A 19,344-nucleotide genomic window follows, 5' to 3' on the forward strand; every position below is an offset into this window, starting at 1 on the left:
GTAGTTAAAAAGGCTTTTTTGTTGTTTAGTAGCGGTATCCCTCTGGCTCCGCCTTATGGTCGGAGCCACTCGAGGATCTCTCATGTGGCGCCTAAGTTTTCGTCGACATTTCAGTCCAGGTCTGTGCGCCGCGCTCAGCCCCCCTTTTTGGCTCGTTTTTTTGCTTCTAGGGCACGCCGCGCCTCTTCATCCGCATACCCTCGCGTACTCTCCCCTTCCACTAAGTCTTCTTTCTTCCTCCGTTTATGGTACATTAACCGCGCCCCGGGCACGTTCGGTACGCTGTTAGCGGAATATACATCGTTGAATGTTGTCTCGTCCGCCCGGTCCGACCCGCGCCGTTTCGTCCCAGCCATGCGCTCCACTGCTTCGTCTGCAGGGGCGTACAGACCCTGTGCGCTGGTCGCTATTGCGGACATTTCCGTTGCTTGTCCCCCGATCTCCGCCCTCAGCCGCTCACTCTTTCTGTCTAGCTCCCTCAGGCGCTCCCCTTCTTCGCCCTCCCGTTCATCCGCCACCGTGCGCTGCAACTCAGCTGATTCTTGTTCTAGTGCTGCAAGTTCCGCTGCTGTATTTCTTGTTCGATCCCGTAGTTGATGCCACTTTTTGAGTGCTTGCGCGACCGCTGTGTTTGCGTTCTCGATGAGCTCCTCCGTCTCGGCGCGTTCCCCCGCGTGGCGGCCAAGCACGTCCCTCAGGCGTTCCCTTGTTTCCGCTCGTGCGGCTTCGCCTTCCTCGCTTTTGGCTCGCCCATTTACAAAAACGTCCGTTCCTTTGCCGGTTCCCGCGGGCTTCGTCGTCTCGACCGTTCCTTCACCAGCCGTGACCCCCTGAGAGTCCACTACGCGTACCCCGTTGAGCTTTCGTTCCTCCCTCCAGTCCACCCATTCCTTCCCCCCTTTAGCCACCTCCTTAAATCCACGTGTCAACCATGCCAAGTACCTTCTCAGCCCTTCTCTGTCCTCTGCGTTTCCGTACAGTGCCACGCTGTCATTTGCTACTTCCTCCATTGCTGTGGTGAATATTTCTTCAGTTACGGCCTTGTCCCTTATTAGCTTATCCAGTTGTTCTACGAGTACGTTGCTGCTCATATTCCCCACTTTTTGCACTTTTGGTGTCGTGCGCCCGTGCTCGTCACTTTCCGCTCCAGTGTTCGCGTCTAACCCCAGAGGTGCGAACGCAGCGATGTTTTCTCTAAACGCTCCCGCTAACGCTGTTAGATCTGGTCCCGAGCCCTGGCCCTGGCCTACGTAGAGCCCTTCTACCTTACTGCGCCCAAGCTTGTGAGCCACACGTAGTGCCACCATCATGCTTATCACTGCTCCGCGTCCTCCGTACCCCAGCTCCGACACTGCAATCTCTGTAGCCGCGACCGCCACGGCCTCATTCGCCGCGTTTCGTGGGTCGGTCAGTGCTTCATATATACTCTGAGGGCTGACTGAGTCGCCTTTGGGGCGCGTAGGTGCGTGCAGCACCCCTATCGCGCTACTGGCTCCGTTGAAGTCCAGTGTCAACAGGTTAGTCAACGTCTCAGACTTCCCCTCGGCCCCCCTCGACCCTACCACGCTCACTGTGTATTCCCCCATTTTGACTTTTGTTGGCACATTTTGGTGCCCCTTCTCCAAATGGCTCTTTTGGTCGTCAGTTATCGACTTGTGTAGTTCCTGATAGTCGTGTAGCCCCTCAGGCGTGTAAGTAGTTACAGTCACTTCCTCGGTTTTGCTTGGCAGCATTTTGCTTTTCTCCTCGTATTGTTAGTAGCGTAGAAGCGTTCCCACTCACTTCTCTTTTTCAATCTCCCTACCCAATTAGCTTTCAACCCACCACTAATCACAATCAGGCTAAACTTAAAAAGGACACCAACAATTAAAAAAAATTAAAAAAGGACACCCATAACAATAAAAGGGACACCCATAATTGGGTAGCCCTTCAATCCCCCAGCCAATAAGCTTCCAACCCACCACAAATCTCATCAGGCAAATTAGAAACCCATGTAGCCAAAGCTGCCCTCACATTTATTTCCACCCCACTGCGCAACCATTGAACCCACCGTTTCACTCTCTCAGTATTAATTTCCTACCAATACATTGATAAATGCATTTGCTCATAAAGCTGACGGAGTTTGGAAAGGTGATTGGCCCAAGTGGCCCACGCGGGGGGAGTTGTTTTTTTGTTTTAAAATTATTCCACCAACTCATACTCATCCACCAAGCTTTGTGTATCTTGGTGAATTTCTAATTTCTCACTTCCTTCAAGTTCATCGGCCACGGCTTCAATTCGTTCTAATGCATCGGGCTCAATTGCGGTAATTTGGGTATCGCCGCTGTTAAGCGCGTTTTCTAAATTCGATACCGTTACCTGATCTTGCAGTTGCAATGCCAAGGTTTCATTGCTGGCGAGTTTGTCGTTTACGTATTTGTCGAGGGCGGCTCGATTCCAATCTAAACTGCGAGAGCGAGAAAGCCGCTCTAGGGTGGCGTCCATTTCTGCCTCCGTTAAATCGGTTTTCAGTGGTGTCCCACTGGCGCGGGTGCGGTTAATAAAATCCAGCATAAATTGTTTGGTGTGATGCTTGCGATAATCTTCAATTTTACTGGGGTCAGTCATGTCGATGTCATTTGCGGTGGGGTAATTATTTTTTACCGCCTCTTGAATCGACCCCATATTGTTATTGGTTTGCTCAAACAATTGCTGAATGCTGGGCATGGTTTCTTGCACGCGTTCGCGCAATGCTTGGCGCTGCTGTTCAAACCGTTCTAAGGCCATTAGCGGATGAGTGTTTTCCGTGGCATTGGGGTTAAAAAACTGGGTTAACGTCATTAAGGTAGTAATAAGCGCGCTGGCGTCGTCGAGCAGTACATTCATCGCTTCATTTTGCACTGTTTGATTTCGACTCTGACGTGCGGATAAAAAATTGCTTACCGGGTTTTGAAAACGGGAGAATACATTTTTTACCGCCGTAACTAAGGATTCGCGCCCTGAAGAACGAGCTTCTTGCGCCTCACTTTGCTCAAGCTGTAAAAAGCTTTGCCGAATATGTTCACTGCGTAGCCTTCGCATCCGTCGTTTAAGGGCTTTGCCAGTGAGGATTTTAGAATCTTCTAAATCCGGATGGTTAAACTGCCCGAGCGGCGCTGCACGCCAAATGTCCATCACATTCGGGTAGCGGTTTGATTGGTTGCCGGTGAGTAATACTTTCTGCACCCCGGCAAAAAGTTTGTTCATATCTAGCGTGATGGGTTCGGCGTTTTGATGGTGTGGCCAGCGGCTAGGGTCTAAAGTCAATCGGCCCAGACCAAACCGGTTCCCTGTAGTAAATGCCGAATTCGTTTGCCCTGAAGTGTTTACATCAGCGCCATTCACAATGCCGTCTACACGAAAATCTGCGCCCCCTACCACATTATGATTGTCGTCTAAAACGAGCCTGCGTTGTTTTACCCCTTGACGCTCAAGTACGTCTCGCGGGCGGTTTTTTCGCCCGGCTGATTTTACATCGTTAATCATGGTGAATACCTTGCTAACCGATTGCGTTTTAAAGTGATTGCTTATGGTGATTAAACGGTGGCAAAACGCAGAACCTTCGTTCTGCGCTGCCAAGGGTGGATTAAGAAAGGGTTACACCACATCCGCTTTATAAGCGAACACCAAAGCGGCATTTTCGAGTTGCGATCGGTCGCCTTTGGCGGTGAGCGTCCAGACCTCACCCCGTTGGCTCACGGTTAGGCTGTTGGTTAATAACATTTTGCCCGAGCGTAACGTTAGGCCGCTGTCGTCATTCATCACGAGCGTTACTTGGCCTTCGTCTTTCACTTCAAACAAGGGGTAAACGGCGGTTAATTTACTGCCAGAAATATTCGGGAATCGATCTTTCGTCATCACGATTTCCATGGCTTCCGTTTCCCCATTCACCCAGGCGAAAAATTCGTTCGGGAAGGTGGTCGCTAAATCGATATTGACGGCGGTGTCGTACGGTTTGAGCATACCTTTTACCGCGTCGGCAAAGGCGTCGCCCCCTTGCTCGGCGGTGTATTGCAATTCAATCTGTACGTCGGTAATTTCGCCCAATTCGTACGCGCCTTTTTTACCGCCAAGTTCTAAACGCCAGCGAGAAATCGCCCCGGTGCCTTCGAACGGTAAATAACGGTCATCACCAAAGTTTAATTCGAATAAACCGTTGCTGGCTTCTGTGTAAGGGTCTGGGTTGGAAACGGCAATTTGCTGGTTGGGGCGCCAATCGCTGCGAATGGTTGCCGGCGGTAAATCTCTTGGGTTCATTAAGAATTTAACCGCTTTGGTATCCGGCTTTAATACCGTTTTATGGCTGAGCTGAGTTAAGGTGGCGTTCACCACTTTGCCTTCGCCCGCCACAATTTTTACCGCAACGGATTTAATTCGGCGGTTGTAATGCCCAGGGAAGTCGTAATCAAACAGCTCTTCAGTTAACGCAAACTCGCAACGTTTTTTGCCTTTTTGATCTTTCAGTTGCAACAGAGCCATGGGGTCGATTTCGGCCAGTGAGACCGTTTTGGTAATTTCAAACCCACGCTTGTTGTTGTCGATATGGGCTTTTTCAAGGCGGTCTAAATCCAGCGCTAAATGATCACCACTGAGCAAGCCTTTATGGAGGCTATCCCAATAATTGCTGCCAATATAGTGCATTTCACCTTCAGGCAAACCTTGCTCGAATAAATAGGCTTTTTCTGCCCCTTTGGCGAAGTCGTAAGCCATTTGATAGGTTTGGAAAAAGAGCCCAGATAATTTACTGGTCATCCATTGGTAGAGCTGTTCATTCGAGAACTTCTCTTTCATAAACATGCGAATGGACTCGTTGTGCTCCACTTCTTTATCGTGCACCACAATTTCTTGCTCGGCGGCTTGTATGGAAAATTTCGCCCCTTCGATTTGGTATTCGAGTTGTTTGATTTCGCTCTTGGCCATCGCCAATTGCAATACCCAATCTTCTTCGGTGCGTTTGTATTGGGCTTGAATTCCTGAGATTTCACCATCCATACTCATAATTTCAGCCACTGCACTGGTGACTTCTGAGGCATACCCCAATGCCGCCCCAATGGTCGAGCCTCCAAGCGTCGCCCCCATGGAAAAAGGCGAGCCCACTTTCACATCTGGGAAGGCGGTAGCAATGGCAGCCGCTGCTTTTAAAGCAGGGGAGGCGATGTGTAAATTACGCGCGTGAGTCATGCTATTGAGTTGATCTTCTTCTTCCGAGATCATGCCTTCAGCAAGCAACGCTTCGTAATGTTGCTTTTGATTCTCTGCGCTGACTTTGCTTTCTTCAAGATTTTTTAGGTTCTCTTTAGACTCGCTCAATTGCGCTTCTTTAATACCGCGAGAGAGATCTAAAATAACCCCCTCTTGTCGATTTTGTAGCAGGCTTAATTCTTCCGCTTCTTTTTTCTCGATAGTGCCGAGTAAATCATTACCAAATTGGGTGACTTTACCCGTTAGCTCGCGGGCTTTATTCAACATAAAGGCAAAACGATAATGAGGCACCGGTGCAGTTAAACCCGCCACAGCTGAACTCAATCCCGCACCACTGGCCACCGCATTCACTAATGCCATTGGGTCTATTGGTGGTTGGAATAAGGGTAAGTCTTGTTTGATGCCGAGAATATTTAAGCTATTACGGATTTTATATAGGCGGTCTTCTACTCGGCCCCAGTATTTTAAAAGCTCCGTATTTTCAGGTAAGTAAAAATAGGGGTTATTCACACTTTCATGAACAATACCGGCATGGGTAAAGCTTTTCTCAATGCTTGTATCCGCATTTGGACTATCGAATAGAAAATCGTACTGGCCGGGTGCCTGGCTAGCTGTTGAGCTATCTGCACCTAGAAGCTTAATATCACTGTATTTTTTATCGTCTGACAGTATACGCTCCCCCATATACTCCGGCTTTTTACCCAAGAGTTCGTACGCCAACACATACAACATGCGAGCTTCGTTAATCGTTTCGCGGGTATACTGCCTAAAGAGCGCATCCCCCCAATCAAGCAAGTTATCGATATAAGCCATTACCGTTGTACGTCGGTAGGCAATACGGCGCAAATTCGCGATGGCATGGGGGTCGAAGGGGTCATCTAAGTAAGTTTGGATTTGCTCGTCGTTATTATTCATAATGTTAAAACGAGCTGGTAAACGCTTGATCAGCTGGAGTAATTCTAAGGCAGCGGTTTTCGCTTCATTCTGAATTTTCTCTCCACTCTGAATAGAAAGGTCTTCTATTGTCGTTTCTAAGGCAGTTAGCTCATTCCACGTTGTGTACCTATCGCTACCATTCCAATGATGCAATTCTTTCAAATTATCAGCATTGAACGTTTCTGCTGCCGGTTCACCTTTAAACACTTCCGCAAAAGGCTTAAGTTTATCCGTTAACACTTTAACATTAGAACCTTCATCTACAGGCAAACCCAAATCACCGACATACTTCGTTAGCTGTTCAATAATAGCGTCAATATCCACCGCGCTGAACGGTAAAAACCTCCAATAAGATTCGGTATCGGTTGGATCAAAGATATACTCGTACCAGCGCTTGGCTTCTTCAAATTTTTGCCCGGTATTCAGCGCATTGGCAATTAAGGACGGCGCGTGGTAGAACATCTCCCAGTAATACAAGCCATTAGCACCCCGGTACTCTAAGTGAGAGTCCACAGGGAAAATATTTCCGCTGACAACGCTTGGGTCGGCATAGATTTTATTGTCTTCCTTGGCAATCGGGTCACCGGGTAAAGTGCTGTCGTCGACTGCTCGATTGCCTAATACAAATACCGGACTTTCATCAATATTTTGCGTTTGTCGATCCATCAACGCCTCTAACCCACCCAAAAAGAGTTTCTGATTCAGTTGGCTTCCTGTCATGGAAGAAAGGCGGATAATATCGTATTGAATTTTTTCGTGAGATTCTAAAGCTGTTTTGCCATCATCGTACTCCCGATAATTTAATCCATTAAACAAGTACAATTTATCACCAACATTCACCGCCGCACTCAACGTACTGAAAGATTCCGGTAGCAATAATTCATTATCAATATCCCCATACTCAAATCCTTTTTCATCACCAACTTTCTTGGCATAAGCGCCTTTAGAGTAAACAAAGTAGGTTTCATCTGGTTCAGGTGATTTAACCGGAAGCGTGAAGGCAGCCACCATATTACTTTTCTCTGGCAGTCCCTCCGTATTACCTATTAACGGTTTTGGAAATTCATTTTCTAAATTGGGAATGCTCCCACCTGCAGGTTTAGGATAACGATAATATTGATCACCAGACACTAAATATACTTTATCATCCTTTATAAAGGCTGCATCAACAATTTCGGTATCTCTTAAATTGTTTTTTGGTTCAGACGCAGGCCAAATAATAGAAATATTTTTCTCAACATCCGACACTTTTCTGAATTTATCACCATAAAAATAAAACCGGTCATTCGAAGTGTGCACAGCCGCAGTGATAGTTTTGCCGCTTGTGTTTGAACCGAGCAATTCATCATCAGTAATTTCCCTAGGGTAGCCCGGCACCTCTTTAAATCGCCCTTGACTTAAAGTGTATTTCTTATATTGATTGTCTTTAATGGCATATAAATAATTATCAACCGCAAAGGCGGAATTTAAAAATCTCCAAGGTTTTCGATTGACAAGACTCAAAAAATCTGCAACAGGCGCTCCTTCATTCCAAACGATAGGATTAGTATCTAGATCAGATTGATTTCTTACTGCCGGATCAGGGATAGTAGATATTCTCAGCATTTTATCGCCAGAAAAAAGATAATAGTTTCCGTTACAATAGAGTGCAAAAATTTCAGAAACAGGCTCACCATCAACACTCGCAAAACGTAATCCTCTTGAAGTACTATCGCCTAACTCATCATCGTCTCTTCCAAATATTTCAATAAGCTCTTTTCTGTTCCCGCGTTTCACAGCTAAGACTGCAGTTTGAAATGCGCCGTTATTAGGCGTGGGGGAATACCGTCCAATTATATTAGGTGCCGAAGATCTACTCTCACCAGAGTTCTGAAAATAGATTTGTCCCTTCCATAAAAATGCCACATTGAGATTTTCTGTATCAATCCCAAGGGTACCGGTACTAACGAGCCCATACCGATTATCCAACAGTGCTTTAAGCCCAGATGCTTGCTCATTTGTTAAACGATAGATAGAGGATTCATTCAAGCAAATATAAACGCCACTATCCTCTTGGATATTATCCAGCTGGACGATACCCGAAATATTCAAAATATTACTTTCTAATTCAGAGTCGGTTAATCCTTCCCAAAATAAATTAGACAACGGTTGAGGGGTAGCCAAATTCGTTGACGTAGTGTAGCTATCACCTTGAAGGAAATACCTTTCACCCTGCCAGTCAAATGCTGCATCAATAGTGTTTTCTTCCGGTAAACCATCTGAATTCCCCTTTCGGCGATACACTATGGGGTTTAGATTTGGATTAGCAGCACTAAGTGAGTCAACAGGCAACTTAACGTAATCATTTCCACGTATGAGAAAAACGTCGTCTCCATCACTGAAAGCAGCATCAATGGTCAATACTGGATCAGGAGATGAGGTGAGTCTCCACCAGTTTGCATCTAAACCTTGAGAAGAAATCGTGGATCGTAGCGTTATATTATCTGTACCTGAAACTGTTATTTTAAGCTGTTTCCCTTCTGTAAAGGCATAAATCGTATTATCAGCATAAAAGGCAGCATCAACCTTATTAAAGGTATCACCGCTTGTCAGAGTAACAGTCTCCGTGTCAACTTCTAATTCATCATCAACTGCTGGTTTACATAAAAAACTACCGCCTTTGTAATCAAAACAAACCCACGGGAATGCCTTATCACTCTCTGGTGTATTTAACAGGATAGGCAATCGAATATTGTCTTCGTTTTCATTGGGAAACAGTCGAGTAAAGGCTTCAAAGCCCGATTGATAAGCACTATGCCCTGCATGGATAGAACCTTCTCGCAATTCTTTAACGATATTGGTTTCTGGAAAAAAGCGGAACGTATTCTGTTTACTAATACGTTTCGCAATAAACTTGAAACTGGCGTTACGCTGTTCCGAGAGGGTTTCCAAATTTTGCCATGACTCAATTTTAATCTGTTTATCATCACCAAAGTAAAGTACATAATTATCATACCCTGGATTAGTGGCCTTTATAGTATATCCGCTACCCACCAAACCTTTGTGAACCGAAAAGCTGCTCTCCTGTTTAAACAGAGCAACATTGCTAGCATTAGCATCGGTAGAATCAGGTTCTTCATGCAGTTTACCCAAAGCATTTTGATAACGAATATATGCTCCCCCCTTCTGACCAGATTCAAAACTGACATGATTTTTATTAGTATCTCTACTGGTATGTATACGGAATGTAGACTCGTCAGAAACACCGTCTCCCGGAATCACTCGATTAGCAAACAGTCTCGCTTCTGTTATTTCATTGCCCCCTACTTGAATATCTCTCGGCTGATACTCAATAAAATATTCATCTTGCAATTGCGTCGATTTTATATAAATGGTGTCATTTTCTTCATCTAATCCCGCAATAAGTGATTCATAGGTGACTATACCCTCGTCATTTTCCTCTGGCGTCAACTCCCTCTCAGTATTAAAGTGACAGCTAATTTTAATATTATCCAAATTTTCTTGGTCTGCATTATCTACACCACTAAACTCTAAGAAGTAAGAGGTAATCTCATCATTTGAGGTGAGTTCATAATCCAGCTTTTGCGGCACACTCCATTGGCCATTCAAGTTAATGTAGGAATAGTGGATATTCAGTACTGACTCGGTTGCGTCTTTTTCACCCGCTTTATAATTTTGATCTCCATCCTGTTTAATGGTGAGCTGAGATTGATTATTCGGTAGATTACGAGTTTCGATCTTTGCCCAAAATACGAAGACTTTACCCAGTGCATAAACAGGATAGACACGCTCTGCGTCTATTTGGACATTAACCTTTTCCCATGGCTTCCACTGAATGGATTCCTGACCACTCTTTCGCAAAAAGCGGGCAAAACGATAATAATATTGCGTTGGATCACTTTTCGTTTTTCCAAAAAACACCGCTTTCTTAAATGACTGCTCAGAAATCTCTGGATCATCATACACATAGCCTCCTGCCACAGTTAATCGAGACACTTCGCTGTATTGATCAATATAGTGGTTGTATACACGAGTGATATTTTCTTCCGTTAACTCCCCTTGCAATAATTCCTGCTCTAAGGTTTCAAACTCTGGCGTTTTGGTATCTCTTAACTCCGGGCGAATATAGTTTTCAGGGTATAAAAAGACCTTACGATTCGCCTCCCAAACTCGGTAATTTTTAAACCATTCCCACCGTTCCTTTAAACGTTCACGATGAGCATTATTTTTTAAGCTGGCATCTTCTAACTGCAAAAAGAAGCGATGAAAGTATAACTGCAACGCAGAAATGGCTTCACGAACACGAGAGGTTTCTGCGGTTTCACCCATTTTGACGTCGATTAATAAATCTTCGTAGACATCTCGGGCATCGAGATACTTGCGTATATTATCCTGATCCTTATCTTTGCGTGCTGTAGTCAGACTACCATTTCCGGCCACATAAATTGCATGAATAACGTATTCTAATAATGCATCACGCTTGAGTAGATTCAACTTATTGTGAATTTCTTTACCCAACTTGGAAGACTCTTTGCTACTGCAATGGGTATTGCTTAGCCAAGTGAGTAAGTGATCCGCTGCCTGCTCCAAATTTAGGTCTTGATCAAATGGAGAAGCATTCGATGAGGAAAGCATATTGCTACCCTCTACCTTTGAGAAGAGTTGCTGCCAGCCCAGATATAAGCTCTGTAAATCTACCCCCAAACGGTTTTTCAAATTGAGGATACTGACCAGCTTTTCAATTTCTTCTAATTTATAACGGCGCTCATCTTCCGGTATGGCATTTACCTTTAAATTACCATCTAACTGCATTGGCGCTAATAAATTATGGCGTTTTAACCATTTTATATCGTCTGCTTGGCAACCGAAAATATCGGCCAACATATGGTAGGGCTTAGCAGCATAGCCACCAGAGACTCTCAATACTTCCAGTAAGGTATTCTCACCACTAAAGGTATTTTGGAGTTCTTTGTAACGGAAAATACGTTGCAAATCGTACAAGCGAATCTCGTTACAGCCACTCCAACGATCCATAAAACGTGCAGGGTAATGGGCCCATAAATCGCTTGGTGCTTTAAGGCAATGGTAGCTGCCATCTTTATGCATCAAGCCTGGGTAGCGAATATAGGAAGCAGCCCCGCCGAAGCCATTATTCTCGTCACTACTTTTCACTACATAAACGCGACCACCATAAGTAAAGGCGCTATCAATACCTGTACGGTAATTGTCTGGTAGCTGTGGGAAGACCTGATCAATATGCTTTGGATAGCCATCATCAATGTATTCTTGTTCAGAATCTGCATAGCGAATGACTTGATCCCCTTTAATAACGATTAAGCCATTGTCCGCATCCATAAAGGCAGCATCAATAGGGCTATTTCTATCACTATTAAACTGATTTTCTCTCTTTCCCCAAGTATCAGCGATAGCGGGTAAATCAGATGCCGTAGTGATGGCCGCACCACTAATATTTTGGTATTTGTTATGACGAAAGAAATAAATACTGCCATCATCTACTCGCACCGCTGCATCAATGCCTTCGTAGAAATAAGAGTCTACATGTACCGTAGCATTCGTAACTGCTTCAAGATCTTCTTGCAAATGATGCTCAATACGCTTGGGATACCCCTCATCCATCTGGGTACAACCTAGGCCGGTGTAACGAATATATTGATCTTCCACAAAGAGATAAATGGTGTGCTCACCAATGTTGTCACCGGGGATCATTAAGGCCGCATCCACTTTGTTGTACATACGTAAATTATTACGACGATAATGAATGGCACTTAATGGGATTTGCGTATGAAGGGCGTTACAGGAAAGATACCAAGAGCCTCCCATTAATACATAGGTATTACGATCGTTAGCGATAACACTCGTAATACCGGCACTATTATTTTCCGCTGTTACTTCAAAATCATGAGGTAAATTTTCAAAACCTGGCTCACCTCGAAGATCATTGGCGATACGCTTGGGGTAGCCTGCATCAATATTACAATATTCATTACCACTGTAGCGGATGTAATATTCACCAAAGAAGAGGTAAGTACGCCCATCATCAGACACAAAAGTCGCATCCACTTTGCCGTGATTTTGGAGTAGAGAGCGTTGCTGCCCCCAGATATCACCAATACGATGTTCTGCGCCCAATGTACCAACACCATTTGCATCGATATGGTAAGTGATATAACAACGATTACCAAAGAAATGTAAGGTTTGGGCTTCGGAGGCATCTACTTTTGTAATAGTAAGCGCCTGTAAATGATCAAATAATTCGTGATGACAGGGTAGATTTGGCCAATATTTTTCGAGTGGCTCTGGGGCAAACCAATGATTACCAGAAAGGTTGTATTGTACGTATTCGCGATCTTTAATAAATAATAAAGTTTGCTCACCCGGCATATTATTATTGAGTACAAGAATGGTATCAAACTGGTTCCAGCCACTGTTCACTAGATGGTGCGGCATACTCCACATGTCGGGTGTAGCCCATTGGGGTTCTTTATACTCTGGTCGATCGAAGTCACCATCCCAAAAGGTGTGATAGCGGAAATGGCCTGTGCTATCTGGATGTTCGCACACATAGGTTTTGTCCCCTAGGTGATAAGCAACATGAACATTGGTTAACCCATGGAAATGCTCAGCAATGGTGTGCAAACCAGTGTCTTCAGAATCGTCTGCGTCAATAACCAGAGTAGGGTTATTATTTTCGATTTGATACATCGCAAACTGATCACCACTAAAGAGATAAATTTTACCCTCTTTATCGGTATAAGCTGCATCGACTTTATGGCCTTCTTTAATAGGGTTGCGAATATTTCCCCATTTTTCAGTGAGCAAAAACTCACGACTCAATTGCTTATTGAAATACTGATCACCATTAAAGACATACGTATTGCCATCTGTGCCTTTTAATACTGCGTCGGCAGCATTCAGTTTGGCGTCATCAATATTTCTTAACCAGGTAGGCACTTCGATTTGGTCATCAATAACAATACCTCCGGTGCCCTCTACGCTACTGATGTGACGCCATCCACCATCATATATACCAAAGACACTGCCGTTTTCCATCACCATTGCTTTCGTATCTGAAGTATAAGAATACGTTTTCTCATGACACACATCTGACAAGACTTGTAGGGTATCGCCTTTAAATAGGTACACATTACGCTCATCGCTCATCGCGGCATCTATGCCTTCGGCGATCATGGCATCAAACTCGGGCGTGTGTTTTAGGGCGTAAAAGCGAGGCTCTTTTTTCAGCTCGCTGATGGGTTTAGGATAACCTGAATCCAATGCTTTCTCATCAGCGCCAGTGTTAGTCAAATTTCCTAGTTTAGTGACGGTGTAACGATAAAATTGATCACGACTAAATACATAAGCATGTTGGTGTATTTCCGAAACCTGTTCCCCACCCTTATTTTCTTGCTGCTGACGAGTTTCTACCGAAACGGCTGCATCAATATGCTCGCACTCTAAGATATTATTTTTAACATTACCCCACAGGCTTTCCACTGGCCTTGGGTAACCCGCATCTGGGTGGCAGTAGTCTGAACCAGAGAAACGATAGTATTCATAGAATTTATTATTTGAATCATCTTTGTTATTTGTAACAAAAATATAGGTTTTGCGATTTTTTCCGCAAAAGGCCGCTGCCACCAAATCATCGCCTGTATTAAAACCAATACCCGGCCAATGCTCTTCAATTTTTTGTGGCTCAGACCACCAACGCTGCGTCTCATCAAAGTAGACAAACTTGTCTTGTGAGAACAAATACGTTTTACCGTCGGGTGCATTGAAGATGGCATCTACCCCTTCAAAGGTATTACTCACCATCGAGACAGGCAAGTTCCAGATATGCTCATCACTTTCGGTTTGTGATTTCGGATAATCGTCATCGGTATTGGTGTAATCATTGGTGGAGTAGCGGACATACTTCTTATTACCACTTCCGTCTCCAACCCTACCAAATAGGTAGGTTTTCCCATCCCAAACAAAGGCCGCATCCACAACATCGAGCCCACCCCAATCTTCTTGTATCGAACGAGGGTAGCCATCATCCACTTGATAATAATCACGGCCAGAATAGCGATAATATTGATCACCACTGAAAATATAGGTACGACCATCTAACCCTACTAAAGAAGCATTAATACCTTTTGCCGCAATATCACTACCGGTTTGTGCCCAGTCGCTGATATTGTGAACCACCGTCTCGAAGGTCCATTTATTGTCAGCAAATGTGGCCATACAGTATTGCTGATCACGATAGAGGTATAATTTATCTTTTGCACTTGATTCGTTGAGCTCAGCCGGTATTAATAATGCCGCATCAATATTTCGGAAAAATTCTCCTGGCAACTGAGCATCATGTGCTACACCACTTGTAGTTGGAGAATTAAAGAAATCAATAATTTTCTTCGGGTAGCCTTCAATAATTTCAACATCTGTATTTTCGACGCAGTCTCGGTAAGCGTAAATATACTCTCCATTGAACACATACCAACGACCGTTGTGCGCAAAGGAAGCATCGGCTTTTTGCAGAGTAGCAATCTGTGTTTTTTCCTGACTAAAATATTGAGCAATAGAATGACGTTGGCTAGGGTTAGCGCTGTCAATGTACTCGCTACCCTTAAAGAAAAAAGTGCTATTTTTACCACTGGCCACAGCAGCATCAATGTGGCCTTTAAAATCATTGGGTAAATTTAAAAAGGCGGTGTCGTCAATATGGCTTTCATTGAACGATTTAGGGTAACCACTGTCTGTGGTTGTTCCTGTAAAGCTTGCGCTGTCTTTATAGCGGGCGATTTCATCCCCAGAGATTAGATAGGTCGCCCCGGCGCTGTCGGTAAAAGCGGCATCTACATGACGGAAAGAATGACCATCGTCTTTGGCTTTACCCCATTGACGCTCCATGGGCTTCCAGGGGTTCGTATTGGTATGAGCGCAATGGCATTTATCGCTTTCATCCATACCTCGTTTAGTCATGGCTTTATCGTGGATATCTTTTTCTAACATTCCGTTGTTAGAGGTCATCGGCTCACGATAGTAATAGGTATTGTCAACGACAATGACATCTCGACCATGACTGTCTACAAAGGCCGCTTGAACGCGGTTAAACCTGAGTGTTGAGCTTGGGTCACCGGTGAGTAGACTGGCTAATTTGGTATTTTCCGTCTCAATAAACTCACCCGTTTCAGGAGAGTAAATCCAATACTGAGCATCAAAATCAAATGTAGCTGATAAGCTATTCACTACCTTTGAAGAATCATCACTCTTCTCGGATGGGCTAGCCATCTCATCTTCTTGGCTTGCAACACGTGCCTTGCTTCGACCTTTAAATAGATACACCAAACCATCATTACTTTCTAGCAAGCAATCAAAATGATCTAGCTGGCGCAAGCCCAAATCGTTGATTGAACCAGCCCCCTGCTTCCCTATACCAATAGCAGAGCCAAAATCCCAATAAGGTAGCTGAATATCTTCCGAAAGTTTTTCTACTAAATCTTGATCATGGAATACCAAATTGACTTCATGCTCATCAAGTTTGAGCTTAGAGGCTAACTTAGCAAAGCGCTTAAAGCGATCATACCCCACTAAAAAGTGCACATTTTTTGGTAAAGCCTGCAATTCATGCTTTTCATTCAGAGCACTTAAAATGGGTACTAACCATTGCTCACGAGCGTTGTCTTTTTCGCCAAATAGCCATTGAGTGAGTGAGGCCACCACTTCTGACTTAATACCCATTTGCTCACGAATCGCGTTATACAATTGCTTTTCTTGTTGCGAATCGAGGTTTTTGAAGATTTCATTGGCCGCTTCAAGAGTTGCTTTTAGACTTTTCGCCAACTCATGAAGCATAAAGAAAACATCTTTATTGTAGTCTTCAAAGGTTTTGATTTGAAACAGTAACGCGTTGTCGGTATTTAAGAAGTACTCTAAATTATCCCAGTGAAGTTGTTGGCTACTATTCATGTAACCGTACGACTGTAACATCCCTAATAGCTCTGCGGTTTCGCTTTGGGTGAAATTTAGGTTTTCTAATTGAGTTTCATCAAAGCGATATTTTTTCTGGCTATCTAAAATTCCCTGTATGGTTTCAAAAACCACGCGGTTATCGTTGTCAGTAAAGGGCCAACTCACATCAAAGTCAGCGACATTTTCATTATTGGAAAAATAAGCAACCGACTCAGGTGTGAAACGGTCATTTTCTAAAAAGTGTTCGTCAATGACTGAGAAAGTCCAGTCGGCCACCAGTTCGTCTGCTACATCGTTAAAGAAGTCTTGATCAAACTTAGCGTATTGCGCATGAACTGATTTCACCGCCATTTGAAGGGTATCTAAAATAGCTTCATGATACGGGTAAAACTTTACAGACAATAAGAACGTGTCTTTCGTTAAGGATAAGATTTTATGCTTATCTATTACTTGCCCACTTTCGGTTAAATATTCGTTCCATATTAAGTTTTCAATCAGGTCTTTTTGCTCAACCTCATTTAACCCTATCTCTGCAAAGTGGCCCATGTTTATCATTACTTTATGGGCTTTAAATTCTTTTAAACGCTTGTAAATATGGTTGTGAATAATATCCACATACGTACCGATACGAGAGTTGACTTCGAATAAGTGTTTATGCTCACGCTCTTCGAAGGTCGCTGGTTGGATAACCGTGCCATCAGATTCTAAATATCGGTTAAAGATTAAATTATCATAAAGCTCTTCTTGTTCGCGCTCGGTAATACCTAAGAATTCTAAATCCGATGGGTACAGCGCTGCATCAACATAATCTGCATGTAATGTACGGATTTTTTCGTATACATCATCTTGAATGGGCGTAAAGTCGGTTTCTACTGCGAAGTCATCCGCGTGCATAGGGAACATATCTTCATCTAACATACCGTCTGAAGACAGATAGCCCATTAATACCAAGTTTTGAAAAATTTTCCCCGATATAGTTTCACGAATACCCAGATTGGTGAAGTCTTCTCGGGTGATTTTATCCAAAGCATAAATTGCACTTTGAGCCGCTGCTTTAACGTTTTCTTCATGGTAACGAACGAGCCTCATATCCGCAGGAGACACCAACTTGGCACCAGAATACATGTCGCTTTCATGATTCATCACTGCGTGATACATCGCCCGAGAAAAACGTGCTTCTAACGGGCCTTGCTCAAAAGAGGTTGGGCTAAATAAAGTCGGTTTGGCTCGCTCAGCAATTTTCTGCAAATGCATTAATTGCTCTTGACGCATCATTTTATGTTGCTTGGCTTGTTGCTCTTGGGCTTCCTCTCCGTCTTCGGATTTTACATCACGAGGTGACTCACCCTTAGTGATTAGCAATAGCTCTTCAACACTCAAACCGCTGTCATTCACCCATTTAACCACCGCTTTCAATACTTGCACCAACCATAAGCGATACTGAGGTTCACTGTGAGTAGGCGTTGCCCCACGCAGAATGTCATAAGGGTTTAGCGACTGCAGAGTAAAGTCATCACTGAGTATTGGTAGAACGAAAATATCATGAAATACTGCTCGTCGAACCAATACATCCCTCTCGACAACATCCAGAAGTGCGAAAAGCTCAGTATGACTCACTCCCAGTACATCCATTAAAGATTTGGTTTTATACAACGTATTTAACAGATATTCATGCGCACCTTCATTACCACCAGATGTCCACAATTCATCATAACGATCAACGTCTTCGAACTTTTCATTTTGACGAGAGCGGTATGCACGTACTATTTCGGTAAATTGTGTATTTGATAAACCTAAGCGCTGGCGAACTACCTCTCTATATTCGCTATTGCTTCTTTGTAGAATATCACCTTCGAATAAGCCTATTTCCGTACTCCCATCAAACTGTGGCGGCTTTACATCTCCCCACTCTTTATTGGAAATGTATTTTTTATCAAGCCTCGCACACTGGCCATTGAAAGTAATATTAAATAGATCTTCAGGATAATCTGCTTCATCATCCCCATACCCCACTGTATTGATATGACTAACAAGGGCGCACACTTGCTCGACAGACCAATCCCATTCCATTGTTAAATTTTTAACAATGGCCACTGTTCGCAATGTCTTGTCGTTTATACCTTCATCACTTTCCAATTGATATTCGCAGCATTGGCGCAAAATCAAGTCGAGCTCAGTAAAGGTGAAACCTGTTTTTTTTGCGAGATAGGTAAATTGATAAAGCTTTTTTAAATCATCAAGAGTAATGGATATTTTAGTATCTGTGTCTCCAACATTACGCTTAACAAGATATTCTGTGTTTTCTTTAGGCTGTGTATCGGTGGCCAGATCACCAGCAACAATACCATCTGTGACCAACTTGAATACTGGCTTATCCTGCAAACCATCACTACTGTTAATAAAGAAAGCGGCTTGTCGATGAGCGCCCAACTCAACATCATTAAGGTTCTGCTCTAGTAATTCCTTTAACTGCTTATAACTGATATCAAGGGCTGCTAGAAAACAATCTACATCTATTGCATTAACTTCACTTTTTTCGCCAAAGAGTGGCGCTTTTACGCTAGCGTCAATGGCTATAGTGCTAGCTAATGGCGACAATTCCGCACTCGACAGACCCAAATAATCGGCTGCCACACGATCATAATCAATATTTTTGCCTAGGGTTTTATGGAGCTCTTCACTGCTTAAGTTAAGATACTCCAAATATAACTTGATACGCTCACTGCTTAAATCAAACGGCAAACTGATTGGGTAATTTATCGTTTTTAAATGCTCATAAACCCCATCACCTCCACTACCATTATTTCCAACACCTGTATTAGCCTCAATAATTTTCTTTTCTAGCTGCTCATTCACGATATCCAAATAAGGTATTTGTGTAAAAGTAGACTCTTTATTTAGCTCTACATTGCTTACAATATCACCACGCCTCGATGAAATTACATTTCCATCTCCTTGCAATTCATCATCTGCCAACTGTAACAAATCGGTTAAGTAAGCTGCCGGAGAGTAAACCGAACGAGCTTCATCACCCTCTCTAAAATCCAGCTCACCAAATAATTTTTGATAGTTAGGGTTATTATCAGAATTATCGTTAGAATTTGACATGGCCGTTTAGCTTCCTGTAGGCAATTTAAAATTTTTAACAAAATTTAGGCACAAAAAAACCGGCACTTGGCCGGTTTTTATAAATTTGATCTATTCAAGTCA

Annotated in this window: 3 protein-coding genes; all 3 read right to left on the reverse strand. The window is 43.6% G+C overall.

From position 1 onward, the window contains the following. Nucleotides 1–134 precede the first annotated feature (134 nt). Nucleotides 135–1,733 (reverse strand): hypothetical protein, encoded by a 1,599-nt coding sequence (locus LU351_RS03550; protein ID WP_232592642.1) that lies wholly within the window; start codon nt 1,731–1,733, stop codon nt 135–137. Nucleotides 1,734–2,181: 448 nt separating this feature from the next. Next, complete coding sequence (locus LU351_RS03555) at nt 2,182–3,504, reverse strand: hypothetical protein (protein WP_232592643.1); 1,323 nt, start codon at nt 3,502–3,504, stop codon at nt 2,182–2,184. A gap of 111 nt (nt 3,505–3,615) precedes the next feature. Next, nucleotides 3,616–19,242, reverse strand: a complete 15,627-nt coding sequence (locus LU351_RS03560; RefSeq protein ID WP_232592647.1) for a Tc toxin subunit A-related protein — start codon at nt 19,240–19,242, stop codon at nt 3,616–3,618. Between the last annotated feature and the right edge of the window lie 102 nt (nt 19,243–19,344).

This window comes from Marinibactrum halimedae, assembly GCF_021234875.1.
In the GTDB taxonomy this organism is placed as follows: domain Bacteria; phylum Pseudomonadota; class Gammaproteobacteria; order Pseudomonadales; family Cellvibrionaceae; genus Marinibactrum; species Marinibactrum halimedae.